Origin of the sequence: Thalassotalea fonticola (genome assembly GCF_032911225.1) — a bacterium.
In the GTDB taxonomy this organism is placed as follows: domain Bacteria; phylum Pseudomonadota; class Gammaproteobacteria; order Enterobacterales; family Alteromonadaceae; genus Thalassotalea_A; species Thalassotalea_A fonticola.
Genome location: NZ_CP136600.1, coordinates 2,997,144 through 3,010,156, shown reverse-complemented (window position 1 = coordinate 3,010,156; position 13,013 = coordinate 2,997,144). Strand labels below are relative to the sequence as shown.

Here is a 13,013-nt window from a genome sequence, read left to right as displayed (position 1 = left end):
ATATGAAGAAAACATTAGCAAAATATTCGTATGGTGTAGGATATAATCCGAACTAAATAACTGTGGTTTGATTAAAGATTCACTTTAATTAAGTTACAGCACGCTTCAGGAGATCCCACATCACGTTCCTCTCATTGGGGATGATGGTGCTTTTTTCTATTTCTTATTGGATCAATTAGATAGAGGTTCAAATCAAGGTTGAAATGACTATTGCATTCTACTTTTTACTGTGTTTTTTCAGTGACTCATCAAGTTGTTTTTGATTATCTTCTTCATTCTTTTTAAGTGAATCACAGTAGTCACTATTCTCCAGTCCTTTACAGTTACCCATCATAATAACCATATTTTCATCTTCGTCTTTATAATTTCCTTCATCCAGATTGTCTGCTAACTGTGGCGTAACATTAGCTTCCTGCTTTTCTTGGATTGAAACACAGGCGGTTAAAAACAATGGTAATACAATTAAGATAAATTTCATTTAACGCTCCAAATTAGTTATTTAATAATGAGTTGATTTTTTGCAATTGTTGGCTGTTAAGCTGATCTTCAGGCTCTATCCAGCAAGATTCACTATAGCTTTCAAATTGCAGTACTAGGTATTCGTCGTTAAAAGTAAAGCGGAAATATTCTCGGTCCGCCCCCTGAATATGCTCTTTTATTTGATGTTCAGGCAAGTGTTTGAAAATACACTGTGACAGTAGATTAATATCATCTTGATCCCAGCCTCGGGTAAAAGAAATGAGCAGCAGATTGTTATTATCTAATTTGGCTGTTTGTATTTGTTGCATGTCTATTAAGTTCCACAGAAAGTACGGTAGTTTACATCGCCATCTTCAGGTAAGTCTTGAAATTCACTGGTATGTGGCAGTTGTTTATAGGGTGAACGTAACACTTGTAAAAACCTGTCTGCTCTGCTTAAATCACCGCTAGTTTCACACTCAGTTAAAATGGCTTCTACGTGGTGGTTTCTAGGTATTACCACAGGGTTATTAACTTGCATTAATGCTTGCGCGGTATTGTTATCTATTTTGCCATCTTGTAAAAGGGTTCGCCAATCATTGTACCATTTTCCAAAGGATATCTTTAAGTTTTCAGCTTGCTCTACGTCACTTAAAGAGTGGGTGAGCTGTACAAATGTTGAGGTGTAATCAAGTTCTTGGTTTTGCAAAATATCGAGCAATTCTTTAATAAATGCCTTATCGATTAACGATAAGTCATGCACACCAAGTTTAGTTGCTAACATTGCATAATAAGCATTATTAAAATCTTCAGAAAATTGCGAAATGATAGGGGTAAGCAGCTCAACTGCTTTTTCATTATCCTCATCAATTAATGAAATTAAACTCTCGGCAAAGCGCGCCATATTCCATTGCGCAATGTTTGGTTGATTAGCAAACGCATAACGGCCATTTTTATCTATAGAACTATATACGGTGCCAGGGTGATAAACGCCCATCATTGCACATGGGCCATAATCAATAGTCTCGCCTGATATAGCGCAATTATCGGTATTCATCACTCCATGGATAAAGCCAACTCGCATCCACTGCACTACAAGCTCTATTTGATTGGCGCCAACTGCCTTTATCAATTCTAGAATATAGTCATCAGCCTTGATATCAATAGTTGGGTAATGGCGATTAATTGTATATTCGGTCAATGCTTTTAACGACTCTACATCGGCTCGAGCGGCAAAATGTTGAAATGTTCCTACACGAATATGGCTAGCGGCAACCCGCGTAACAACAGCACCAGGTTTTGGTAATTCGCGATAGACCGTTTCGCCAGTAGACACAACAGCTAAGCAACGAGATGTGGGAACCCCTAGAGCATACATGGCTTCACTCATTATATATTCACGAATTGCCGGACCTATGGCACAAAGGCCATCCCCCCTTCTTGAAAATGGCGTTTGTCCAGAGCCCTTAAGTTGGATGTCACGTTGAGTATTGCCTTTATCACATACTTCACCCAATAAATGGGCACGACCATCGCCCATATAAGGATTGAATTGGCCAAATTGATGACCAGAGTAAGCCAGCGCGACAGGCTCTGAGCCAGTAAGTATTTTATTGCCAGAAAAATATTGGGCGAGCGCAAGTTTATCCCGACAAAATGATGCCTCTAAGTTCAAATTACCGGCAAGGGTATCATTCCAAAGCAATAAGGTTGGGTTAGATACCTTGGCTGGGATCGCGCTTTGATAAAACTTGTCGCCTAGTTGATGGTAGGTATTATTAAATTTCAAAGTTAACAACTTATTTACAAGAATAACTTGTTCAATTTTATCGAATTGTGCCGCAAATGCACAAATATTTTAATCAAGATCAAGTTTTTATTAAAAAAATCGCAGACAGGTTAATTTTTTTTCCATATAATCAATTACAGTTAACATAATGTTTATAAACATAAGAAGAGTATTTATCTATGAAAAAATTAGCTCTAGCACTAGCAACAACAGTAGTAATGGCTGCTCCAGCAATGGCTGCAGACGCAGAAGCCGGTAAAGGAAAATCAGCAATGTGTGCTGCTTGTCACGGCGCTAACGGCATTTCAGCTGTACCAATGTACCCTAACTTAGCGGGTCAAAAAGAAGCTTATCTTGCCAAGCAACTTAAAGATTTTAAATCTGGTACTCGTAAAGACCCAGTAATGTCAGGCATGGCTATGCCATTAACTGACGCAGATATCGCTAACTTATCTGCATATTACGCAAGCATTAAGTAAGTGACATTAGAAGATAAAAGCGCATTTGATGCGCTTTTTTTGTGCCCTAAATTTAATAGTTGAATATAATGAAGTTTGTTCTATTTTTAACCATTTTTACCTTTAACTTGCATGCCTGGGCTGCAGAAACCAACGCTGAAATACTGACCAAATCAGAACCAACTATTGATGCCGTAGAGCCTAGCCCTGATATGCTGGAAATTGCTGAGCAAGAAATTAATTTTGACGAGCAGCAGTTGTTAATAAAACACCAAAAACTAAAAACTCAAATAGAATTTTGTGCACCATGTCATGGTAAAAATGGCCTATCAGATGTGCCTATTTATCCTAATCTTGCTGGTCAACACCAAGAATATTTATTCAAACAACTGTTGGCTTTTAAATACCGAAGACGCAAAGACCCCATTATGCAAGGCATGGTCAGTCGTTTAAATGAAGAAGATATGCTTGAATTGGCGAAATATTATGCCAGTCTTTCTAATGGTATTACGCAACCTAAATTAACTGGAGCAGCAAATGAAAACTCTAATTAAACCCTACAAAATAATAACAATACTTATAGCGTTAACATTATTTTCGTGTGGTGGTAACTCCACTTCAGACAGTGCAAGTGAATCCAGTAAGGTGGTAATGGATATGAACCAATTAGCCGAGCGTTACGTTAAACTAGCGCTACATGTAGGTAAGCATCAAAGCTATTATATTGATGCCTATTATGGCCCTAAAGAGTGGCAAGAAGCTGCAGATAAACAACCGCTTGATAAACTATTAAGTTTTGCCGAGCAACTGGAGCTTGACTTAAACAATTCTACAGCCATTGCCAGCGAGCAACTTCGTAAAGATATGTTAGTTGTTCAGGTGCGCTCGGTAAAAGCATTTATTCAGCAATTAAGCGGCAAAGAATTTACTTTTGATCAAGAATCAATGGCACTTTATGATGCAAAATCGCCAAACTTAAGCGAAACTGATTTTGATAAAGCGTTGGCCGAACTGAATGAATTGTTGCCAGGCGAAGGTGAATTGAACCCTCGTTTAAAAGCGTTCAAAGATCAGTTTGTTATTCCATTAGATAAACTTGGTAAAGTGTTTATTGCTGCGATAGAAGAGTCACAAAAGCGCACTAAAGCTAATATAGATTTACCAGAGAATGAGTCGTTTACCATAGAGTATGTGAATGATAAGCCCTGGAGTGGTTATAACTGGTATAAAGGTAATAGCTTCAGTTTGATTCAGGTAAATACCGACTTTCCGATCCAAATAGATCGCGCTATTGATCTCGCTAGTCATGAGGGCTACCCCGGTCACCATGTGTTTAACTCATTAATGGAAAAACATTTAGTTAATGGTAAAGGCTGGTTGGAATATTCAGTATATCCTTTGTATTCACCACTATCTTTATTAGCAGAAGGCAGTGCCAATTACGGTATTGAGGTGGCATTTAATCATACTGAACGTATGGCGTTTGAAAAAGCTGTATTGTTCCCGTTAGCAGGTTTGGATCCAGAAAAGGCTGAAGCTTACTATCAGGTTGAAAGTTTATTAGGAAAACTATCATACGCTGGTAATGTAGCAGCCAAACGTTATTTAGATGGACAAATTGACAAGGAACAAGCTGCAGACTTCTTAATGAAATATGAGCTAAGTACTCCAGAAAAGTCTAATCAACGAGTTGGTTTTATTGAGCGTTACCGCGCTTATGTGATTAATTATAATCTTGGCAAAGATCTGGTTAAAGACTATGTAGAGTTTAGAAGTGGTGATGATGAACAAAAACGTTGGCAGGTATTTGCCGAATTATTATCAAATCCGAAAAGCGCCTCAATGATGGTGGTGCGTTAGAATAACAATAATTACCTGTGGCTTGACAATTGTCAGGCCACACTTGTTTTTACCTTGATCTGTATCAACTAAGCTCGTATCTCAATTGCACCACGGTTAACATAAGAGTAACTTATGCTCAATGTAAGTTCGGTATTGAGATTTTATGAGTACTACAAATTTAAAACTAACCACCACATCAGTAGATGTACCGTATTATAAAGAGCAGAACAATGAAGTGTCCTTGTTTGAATACGCTCATCAACATCATTTGCCAATTTTAATCAAAGGCCCAACAGGGTGTGGTAAAACTCGCTTCATTGAACACATGGCAAAAAAACTGAATAAGCCGCTTTATACTGTTGCTTGTCATGATGATTTAACTGCTGCAGATCTCGTTGGTCGCCATTTAATTGGCCCAGAAGGCACTTATTGGCAAGATGGACCATTAACTCGAGCTGTACGAGAAGGTGGCATTTGTTACCTTGATGAAGTGGTTGAAGCGCGTAAAGATACAACGGTTGTTTTGCACCCTTTAGCCGATGACCGTAGAGTTTTGCCATTAGAAAGAACGGGAGAGTTACTTGATGCTCATCCTGATTTTATGTTGGTAGTCTCTTACAATCCTGGTTATCAAAACTTATTAAAAGGGATGAAACCTAGTACGAAACAACGCTTTGTCGCTTTATCTTTTGATTACCCTGAAAAAGAAGTTGAACAACAAATACTAATGAGTGAAGCGAACGTAGAAGGTCATTTAGCCTTTACATTAGTTGAGCTTGCCCAAGCATTACGCCGCTTAGAGCAAAACGATTTAGATGAAGTGGTTTCTACCCGCTTACTGATATACGCGGCCAAAATGATGTCAAGTGGCATGGATCCTTTAGAGGTTTGCAAATGTTGTTTAGCAGAGCCGTTGTCCGATGATCCTGAAACGATTAAAGCGTTAATGGATATTGCCCGCATTTATTTTGATGGATAGTGGCTTATCATCAAGTTGCTTATACCCCAAGCGCATGTTGAAGTGAGTTGAGCATCGGTATATAGTTAAAATTATTGTAGCTGCTAAGTGTATGAGATCATTATGTTAATTAATCCAAAGTCATCTGTACATTTAGCCGTTACCTGTCAATCATTGTTTCTGGCTAATTTATTAGTATTACCCGGTTTGTCATTTATTGCATTGCTATGGATGCTTATTAAATACAAACAACAAAGCGCCATTGTAAGAATTCATCTGTATCGCGCGGTGCAACTTTCTGTTGCCGTTGGGCTTGTGGTCTTTACTCCTTTAATCTTTATTTTACTTTCTGATACAGTGCCTTTTCAATTGATGGCAATGTTGCTGTATTTCATCTTAGTGCATACCGGTTTTGTATTAATTGGCATGCTTAACCTTGCTCGGGCTATGGTTAAAAAGCTGCCTATCTTCTAAATATTCCCTCGCAATACAGTTAAACAACAAATACAAATCGACATATTTTGAAACATTTTCGCAACAATATTCATTAGTTTGATTTCTATCAAGATTTGCACCGCTATAGAGCTTTAAGATGTATTTGCTTTATTAAATACTATAAGGGAGCAACCCATGTCAGAAAGTTTTACTAAAGGCATGGCGAGAAATATTTATTATGGTGGAAGTGTATTCTTCTTCTTGGTATTTCTTGCTTTAACTTTTCATACTACAAAAGAAATGCCAGAAAGAGATAATCGTCAAAACATAACCGAATCCGTAGAGCGTGGTAAACACCTTTGGGAAAAGAACAATTGTATTGGCTGTCATTCTTTACTAGGTGAAGGTGCGTATTTTGCGCCAGAACTTGGTAATGTTTTTCAACGTCGCGGTGGCGAAGCCGGCTTTAAAATGTTTTTCAATGGTTGGATGAAAGCACAACCGTTAAATATACCAGGTCGTCGTCAAATGCCTAATTTCCACTTAAATGATCAAGAAATTGAAGATTTAGCTGAGTTCTTAAAATGGACCTCAGAGATGGACATTAACGGCTGGCCGCCAAACATAGAAGGGTAAGACAGATGAATACATTAAAATATCAATCACAAGCTGTCGCAAAACCTTATTTTGTGTTCGCTTTAATCTTATTTGTCGGACAAATTTTATTTGGTCTGATCATGGGATTGCAATATGTCGTAGGCGATTTCCTCGCCGGCGCAATTCCATTTAACGTAGCTCGAATGGTGCATACCAACTTGCTAATTGTTTGGCTGTTGTTTGGCTTTATGGGGGCTGCTTATTACCTGGTTCCTGAGGAATCTGAAACGGAGTTATACAGTCCTAAACTAGCAATTATCTTATTTTGGGTTTTTGCTGCTGCAGGTGTAGCAACTATTTTAGGTTACTTACTTGTACCATATTCAACCTTAGCTGACTTTACCTTTAACGAGTTATGGCCAACTATGGGGCGTGAGTTCCTTGAACAGCCAACAATTACCAAAATAGGTATCGTTGTCGTTTGTTTAGGTTTCTTATTTAACCTTGGTATGACAATTTTAAAAGGTCGAAAAACTGCGATTAACATGGTGCTAATGACCGGTTTAATTGGTTTGGCAGTATTCTTCTTATTCTCATTCTACAACCCAACTAACTTAGCATTAGATAAATACTTCTGGTGGTTCGTGGTACATTTATGGGTAGAAGGTGTTTGGGAATTAATCATGGGTGCAATCTTGGCTTATGTATTAATCAAAGTTACTGGTGTTGACCGTGAAGTTATAGAAAAGTGGTTATACGTAATCATTGCGATGGCGTTAATCTCAGGTATTTTAGGTACTGGTCATCACTTCTACTGGTTAGCAACTCCAGAATACTGGCAGTGGGTAGGTTCAATCTTCTCAGCAATCGAACCATTACCGTTCTTTGCGATGGTATTATACGCCTTTAATATGGTTAACCGTCGTCGTCGTGAACATCCTAACAAAGCCGCTACATTATGGGCGTTAGGTACTGCAGTTATGGCATTCTTGGGTGCTGGTGTGTGGGGCTTCTTACATACTTTATCTCCGGTAAACTACTACACTCATGGTTCACAAATAACCGCTGCTCATGGTCACATGGCATTCTATGGCGCTTATGCGATGATCGTAATGACTATCATTTCATTCGCTATGCCTAAGTTACGTGGTATTGGTGAAGCTAACTGTAACCGTGCGCAAGTACGTGAGATGTGGGGATTCTGGTTAATGACTGTTGCTATGGTCTTTATCACCTTATTCTTAACCGGTGCAGGTGTTTTACAAGTATGGTTACAACGTTTACCTGAAACAGGCGAAGCGCTAAGCTTTATGGCCACTCAAGATAAACTCTCCATATTCTATTGGATGCGTGAAGTTGCTGGTGTTATTTTCTTATTAGGTCTAATCGCTTACATCTCAAGCTTTTGGGTAAAAGAAAAAGCCACAGCATAAAGTTATGTAATTATTAACGCGAGCTTAGCTCTGCAGAAAATAATAGCACTAAAGATATTAAGCCAGTTACCTAGTAACTGGCTTTTTTAATTCTGTTTTATTTCAGGGAAGAAATAATGCCAAGCTTACATGGATGTAAAAAGATTGGCTCACTTCCGATATGAATAAATGTAAATCACCAAAGATAATGGTTAATGATTTGTTGATACAAATCAGAACCTGTTGTTAGCAGATAGTTATAATAACCACAATTGAAATAACTATTATTGGGTAATTATGGAAGAATGGGTTGGCAGTCTTTGGCATCAATTTATCACCCGTAAAGCAAGTACTGAGTTTGATCTCGCTCGGGTGAACTTTACTCAAGTGAGTAAATCGGTTGGTGTGGTATTTCGGGCTTTAGGCGGTGACGCGGTTAAAAGAGTTGAAGCTGCAAGTACTCGAGATTATTTATCTAGACGTAGTTTTTTACAAAAAATTTCAGGCGACAATCAACAGCTAAGTCTTGCTTGGCAAGATGAAGATAGCCTTCGTTTACCTGAATCTATAGCTGTTTTCCCTGAGCAAGAACTTAATGCTGACCTATATATTTGGCTTGCGGTTCTTGCTGCGCATCATAGCGGACGTTTTAAACATTGGGCTATTGATAACCAACAATTAGTCGCTGACGTGCTAACTCAATTTCCGGCATTGAAGCCTCGTTACCAACGATTAGCGCAAGCTTTTGTAAAATTACGCCCTAATGTTGAAAAATTACCAAGTGCGGAACAGGCAATGGAAAAAGCTATCGTTGAAGCAATTATAAATCCTGGTTCAGTAAACTCATTTCCAACGGTTAACTATGCCCCGCAAGCGGTTTTCTTATGGCTTTATCCAGCAGCACAGATTGATGGCCAAATACAAGCTGAGTATGGGGATGGACCTGATGAAGCTGAAGAGCAGGCTAGTATAAACAGTAAAAAGAAAGATAAGGCAGCTCGTAAAAAAACTGAACGAGTTGAATCCTCAGATAGTCGTGATGGCATGATGATATTCCGTTTAGAGAGTTTATTCTCGTGGAGCGAGTTTGCTAATCTTGATCGTGGTACAGATGACAGCGATGATGATGACGGCGAGAAAGTTGCCGACGATTTAGACAAAATAACGATTTCGAAACAACAAGATCAAAAAAGCGCCCAAATAAAAATAGATCTAGACTTACCATCAAGCTCAGAAGATGACTTACCATTAGGTGAAGGCATAAAGTTGCCTGAATGGGATTATCGTAAGCAGCAGTTAGTCGTAGATAGATGCTTATTACAGCCAATGCTGCCAAAAGATGCTGTTGCACAAAAATTACCTGTCCATTTGCAAAAAACCGCAAAAAATATTCAAGCGCAATTTGAACAATTGCAAACCATGCGCTATTGGTTAAAAAGCCAGCCGCAAGGTGAAGAGTTAGACTTAAATGCTTGGTTAGATTTTCATGTTGAGCGACAAATTTCAGCAACCGCTGAAAAAGGCCTTTATCAGAGTTTTCGCGGTAATAACCGCGATTTATCTTGTTTATTACTTGCCGATTTATCAATGTCTACCGACTCGCATATTAATAATGACATGCGAGTAATTGATGTTGTGCGCGATAGCTTATTATTGTTTGGTGAAGCGTTAAATGTAGTGGGTGATAACTTTGCAATGTATGGTTTCTCATCGGTTAAACGTTCACATGTACGCTTTTCGTTATTAAAAAACTTTAAAGAGTCATACGATGATAATGTACGGGGCCGTATCCAAGCGATACGTCCAGGTTTCTATACCCGTATGGGCGCCGCAATTCGACAGGCAACTAAAATATTGGTTGAACAAAAGTCATCACAAAAATTATTATTAATACTTACTGATGGCAAGCCTAATGATATTGATCACTATGAAGGGAGGTTTGGTGTCGAAGATACTAAACAAGCCATTGTCGAGGCAAAACAAGCCGGCTTAAAGCCATTTTGTATTACTGTAGATACAGATGCCGAAGAATATTTGCCTTATATTTTTGGCCGGTATAGCTATACCGTGATGCATAGCCCTACAGAATTGCCTGTTTGTTTACCACAGATCTACCACAGATTAACAGCACACTAGGATAGTGATTATGTCGGACCAAAAGACGCCTTGTTTGTATTGCCAAACGTTAAATGAAGCAGGCCAGAGTGACTGTAAAAATTGTGGAATGCCAATTGCTGAATATCATCCACAAAGCCGTAAACGTGGATTAAAATTATTTCATAAAGCGTTTTGGCTGATTGTTATTTTTTGTGTGTTTATGATTTTCTATTTACCTAGATAAATAGATAAATAGATAAATATAAATAAAAACCCGAAGAAGATTTACTTTTCTCCGGGTTTTTATTTATATGCTCAGGCATTAACTAATGCCGTGGTTATTTAAGTGGCGCGTGTATTGTTTATCTGTACCGTTGATGTGGTTGATTAACCAGCCATTCAAAAATTCGCTTACTTCTTGAAACGCATTATGGCCAATAGCATCATACTTTGTCTCTATTTGTTTAATTTTATCTATCATGAGTTGGTGTTGTTGTTTGTGTTCTTCCAAATCAGGATAGTTACAATCACTCATCATTTGTTCTTCTCGATCGAAGTGATATTCAGTGTATGCAATTAAATCTTTCAAACTTTGGTGCTCAAAGGCTTCGCCCATCTCGTAATCATATGCGGTATTAAATTGATTTAATAAAGCGATCAGTTTCTGATGGTCAAGATCTAAAGATTTTACCCCGACAGAATATTCAGCTTTCCACTTTATTATTTTGCCATTTTTCTTAAGATTGTAGACCCAAGGAGTAGCAATCAATAAGGCAATCAATAACCAAGATATTTTGTTATCAAAGCCTATTAAAAAACCAAGAAAAATAATCACTGTGATCAGGCCAATTAAGGCTGCATATATTAATGCTTTGTAACGATTAGTCATATTAATACCCATAAAAATTATAAGGTTGAATCATGTTTGTGGTTTACCCATCTTAAAACAAAAAACACACATTTATTAACAAATCACAGCAAACTAGCACAAAACATTAACAAAGTTTGATCTAGGTTAAATAATCACTTTCGCGATTGGAGGATAGTTATTTGCAGAAGGTGGAAACGTAACAAGTAGTTAAGTTAGCTTCTCTATAAAGTTGTTTTTCAGTTGCAGTTTATTGAAATAAAGCAATCTTTTAAAAGTGATTCTCGACTATTTAAAAAGGTAAATTTAATGGCAATTAAACTTACCTCTCTGCCTTAACTAGTTTTTTTAAATAACCTCGGGAGAGATATCAATGAAAGCAATAAAATATGGATTGTCCGTACTTAGCGTTGCTGTCGGAGTTGCTGTTAGTGGTATGAGTATGACCGTTTCTGCGGCAGAGCCAACACTATCAGAAGCAGACTTTGAAAAAGCACAATTACATTATTTCCAGCGTTGTGCTGGTTGTCATGGTGTATTACGTAAAGGTGCTACAGGTAAAAACCTAGAACCTAAAAGTATGTTGAAAAAAGGCCAAAAGCGCTTAGAGAAAATTATCTCTTTAGGTACTGAAGGTGGTATGAATAACTTTGATGACTTATTCAGCGAGCAAGAAATTTCAAACTTAGCGACCTTTATTCAAATGACACCACCGGTGCCACCGGAAATGTCATTAGAGCAAATGCGCTCTCACACTAAAGAGTTTGTTGCACCAAAAGACTACCCAACTAAGCCATTGCATGGCCTTAATTGGAAAAACTTCTTTGTTGTAATCGAACGTGATGCTGGTAAAGCCGCTATCATTGATGGTGATACCAAAAAAGTCATTACCCATATCGATACAGGTTATGCGGTTCACGTAATCAAAGGTACTGAAAAGCATAAGATAGACACAGCTAAAGATGTAGGTCGTTTCTGGTACACCATTGGTCGTGACGGTAAAGTGAACAAGATCGATTTATGGCAAACGCCTGAAAAAATGTTAGTTGCTGAAACTAAAATGGCCTATGACGCACGTGATATCGCGGTTTCTGGTGACGGTAAATACGTAATTGCTGGTGGTTACTGGCCTGCGCATTTTGTCATCATGGATGCTGTAACCTTAAACCCACTTAAAGTTGTTACCACACGTGGTTATAACACTAAAGGTGAGTTTGTTAACGAAGCACGTGTAGCTGCGGTTTACACTTCTCCTAATAAATCTGAATTTACTGTTGCTGTTAAAGAAACAGGTCAAATGTTGCAAGTTGATTACAGTGACTTAGATAACTTAAATATTACTTCAATTGCCTCTTCAGAGTTCCTACATGATGGTTTTTACGATCCTTCAGGTCGTTACTTCCAAATTGCTGCGAATGCATCAAACAAAATGGTTGTTGTTGATACCGAAACGGGCAAGCTAGAAGCACAAATTGATGTTGATTCTTTACCACATCCTGGTCCAGGTGCTAACTGGATTGATAAAAAATGTGGTCCTGTTGGTGGTACAACTCACTTAGGTACTGGTCTAGTATCTGTTTGGGGTAACGATCCTATGGGTCACCCGGATCAAGCGTGGAAACTTTGTTATGAAGTGGAAACCGATGGTGCCGGTGCGTTCATCCGTACCCACGAAAACTCAGACTTTGTTTGGGCGGATCAATTAAAACATCCAGAACCTGAAGTACAACAATCAGTACAAGTTTTCGATAAGAAAACGCGTGAAATTGTGAAGACTATCCGTGTAACTGAAGAAGAAGGTAAAGCTGCTCTTCACATGGAATTCAACAAAGGTGGTACTGAAGTTTGGGTCTCTGTATGGAACCGTACAGACGCGAAGAACCCTACCGGTGAAATCGTAGTTTATGATGCCAAAACTCTTAAAGAGTTACACCGCATTAAAGGCTTAACTACGCCAACAGGTAAGTTCAACGTGTACAACCGTATGAACCACAAAACCTAATCAGTAATTTTACTGATAATGCGAGCATAACAAAGGTTATGCTCGCAATTTTCCGCTTAATACCAATCAGAGTAAATGATTGTTTAATGACTGATT

The 13,013-nt window shown here is 38.2% G+C and carries 14 protein-coding genes; 10 read left to right on the top strand and 4 right to left on the bottom strand.

All coding sequences use genetic code 11. The features are described from left to right. Positions 1-217 precede the first annotated feature (217 nt). From RI844_RS12220 to RI844_RS12210, 3 genes are read right to left on the bottom strand one after another with little or no spacing between them, the layout of a single operon-like run. The gene (locus tag RI844_RS12220; protein ID WP_348394948.1) at positions 218-478 is read right to left on the bottom strand and encodes a hypothetical protein; all 261 of its coding nucleotides are present in this window, start codon (positions 476-478) and stop codon (positions 218-220) included. A gap of 13 nt (positions 479-491) precedes the next feature. Next, positions 492-788, bottom strand: a complete 297-nt coding sequence (locus RI844_RS12215) for a DUF3630 family protein (protein WP_348394947.1) — start codon at positions 786-788, stop codon at positions 492-494. A gap of 5 nt (positions 789-793) precedes the next feature. Next, on the bottom strand, positions 794-2,248 hold the full coding sequence (locus tag RI844_RS12210; protein WP_348394946.1) for a protein adenylyltransferase SelO: 1,455 nt from the start codon (positions 2,246-2,248) through the stop codon (positions 794-796). Between the two features lie 179 nt (positions 2,249-2,427). Between RI844_RS12210 and RI844_RS12205 the strand changes: the two genes are divergently transcribed. The 9 genes from RI844_RS12205 to RI844_RS12165 all read left to right on the top strand — a co-directional run bounded on the left by RI844_RS12205 (position 2,428) and on the right by RI844_RS12165 (position 10,291). Further along, positions 2,428-2,727 carry a c-type cytochrome gene (locus RI844_RS12205; RefSeq protein ID WP_348394945.1) on the top strand — a complete coding sequence of 100 codons (300 nt, stop codon included), beginning with the start codon at positions 2,428-2,430 and terminating at the stop codon, positions 2,725-2,727. A 68-nt stretch (positions 2,728-2,795) separates the two neighbouring features. Beyond that, complete coding sequence (locus tag RI844_RS12200; RefSeq protein ID WP_348394944.1) at positions 2,796-3,260, top strand: c-type cytochrome; 465 nt, start codon at positions 2,796-2,798, stop codon at positions 3,258-3,260. Further along, complete coding sequence (locus tag RI844_RS12195; protein ID WP_348394943.1) at positions 3,244-4,566, top strand: hypothetical protein; 1,323 nt, start codon at positions 3,244-3,246, stop codon at positions 4,564-4,566. The genes RI844_RS12200 and RI844_RS12195 overlap by 17 nt, the downstream gene beginning before the upstream one ends. A gap of 145 nt (positions 4,567-4,711) precedes the next feature. Next, the gene (locus RI844_RS12190) at positions 4,712-5,527 is read left to right on the top strand and encodes a CbbQ/NirQ/NorQ/GpvN family protein (RefSeq protein WP_348394942.1); all 816 of its coding nucleotides are present in this window, start codon (positions 4,712-4,714) and stop codon (positions 5,525-5,527) included. 102 nt (positions 5,528-5,629) lie between these two features. Then, a complete protein-coding gene (locus RI844_RS12185; RefSeq protein WP_348394941.1) occupies positions 5,630-5,980 on the top strand; it encodes a hypothetical protein in 351 nt (116 codons plus the stop codon). A gap of 156 nt (positions 5,981-6,136) precedes the next feature. Then, positions 6,137-6,577, top strand: coding sequence for a c-type cytochrome (locus tag RI844_RS12180; protein WP_348394940.1), 441 nt, complete (start codon positions 6,137-6,139; stop codon positions 6,575-6,577). A 5-nt stretch (positions 6,578-6,582) separates the two neighbouring features. Beyond that, positions 6,583-7,971: a cbb3-type cytochrome c oxidase subunit I gene (locus RI844_RS12175; RefSeq protein ID WP_348394939.1), complete on the top strand. Its 1,389-nt coding sequence runs from the start codon at positions 6,583-6,585 to the stop codon at positions 7,969-7,971. A 276-nt stretch (positions 7,972-8,247) separates the two neighbouring features. Then, on the top strand, positions 8,248-10,086 hold the full coding sequence (locus tag RI844_RS12170; protein WP_348394938.1) for a nitric oxide reductase activation protein NorD: 1,839 nt from the start codon (positions 8,248-8,250) through the stop codon (positions 10,084-10,086). 10 nt (positions 10,087-10,096) lie between these two features. Further along, positions 10,097-10,291 carry a DnrP protein gene (locus RI844_RS12165; RefSeq protein WP_348394937.1) on the top strand — a complete coding sequence of 65 codons (195 nt, stop codon included), beginning with the start codon at positions 10,097-10,099 and terminating at the stop codon, positions 10,289-10,291. A 78-nt stretch (positions 10,292-10,369) separates the two neighbouring features. On the opposite strand, the gene RI844_RS12160 is transcribed toward RI844_RS12165, so the two are convergent. Next, complete coding sequence (locus RI844_RS12160) at positions 10,370-10,936, bottom strand: bacteriohemerythrin (protein WP_348394936.1); 567 nt, start codon at positions 10,934-10,936, stop codon at positions 10,370-10,372. A gap of 352 nt (positions 10,937-11,288) precedes the next feature. On the opposite strand from RI844_RS12160, the gene RI844_RS12155 reads away from it, so the two are divergent. Then, on the top strand, positions 11,289-12,917 hold the full coding sequence (locus RI844_RS12155) for a cytochrome D1 domain-containing protein (RefSeq protein WP_348394935.1): 1,629 nt from the start codon (positions 11,289-11,291) through the stop codon (positions 12,915-12,917). Positions 12,918-13,013: the final 96 nt, after the last annotated feature.

Excerpts from the sequence above, each read along its gene's own strand:
- RI844_RS12220 (WP_348394948.1), bottom strand. The coding sequence starts at position 478 with ATGAAATTTATCTTAATTGTATTACCATTGTTTTTAACCGCCTGTGTT.
- RI844_RS12215 (WP_348394947.1), bottom strand. The coding sequence starts at position 788 with ATGCAACAAATACAAACAGCCAAATTAGATAATAACAATCTGCTGCTC.
- RI844_RS12205 (WP_348394945.1), top strand. The coding sequence starts at position 2,428 with ATGAAAAAATTAGCTCTAGCACTAGCAACAACAGTAGTAATGGCTGCT.
- RI844_RS12200 (WP_348394944.1), top strand. The coding sequence starts at position 2,796 with ATGAAGTTTGTTCTATTTTTAACCATTTTTACCTTTAACTTGCATGCC.
- RI844_RS12195 (WP_348394943.1), top strand. The coding sequence starts at position 3,244 with ATGAAAACTCTAATTAAACCCTACAAAATAATAACAATACTTATAGCG.
- RI844_RS12190 (WP_348394942.1), top strand. The coding sequence starts at position 4,712 with ATGAGTACTACAAATTTAAAACTAACCACCACATCAGTAGATGTACCG.
- RI844_RS12185 (WP_348394941.1), top strand. The coding sequence starts at position 5,630 with ATGTTAATTAATCCAAAGTCATCTGTACATTTAGCCGTTACCTGTCAA.
- RI844_RS12180 (WP_348394940.1), top strand. The coding sequence starts at position 6,137 with ATGTCAGAAAGTTTTACTAAAGGCATGGCGAGAAATATTTATTATGGT.
- RI844_RS12175 (WP_348394939.1), top strand. The coding sequence starts at position 6,583 with ATGAATACATTAAAATATCAATCACAAGCTGTCGCAAAACCTTATTTT.
- RI844_RS12170 (WP_348394938.1), top strand. The coding sequence starts at position 8,248 with ATGGAAGAATGGGTTGGCAGTCTTTGGCATCAATTTATCACCCGTAAA.
- RI844_RS12165 (WP_348394937.1), top strand. The coding sequence starts at position 10,097 with ATGTCGGACCAAAAGACGCCTTGTTTGTATTGCCAAACGTTAAATGAA.
- RI844_RS12160 (WP_348394936.1), bottom strand. The coding sequence starts at position 10,936 with ATGACTAATCGTTACAAAGCATTAATATATGCAGCCTTAATTGGCCTG.
- RI844_RS12155 (WP_348394935.1), top strand. The coding sequence starts at position 11,289 with ATGAAAGCAATAAAATATGGATTGTCCGTACTTAGCGTTGCTGTCGGA.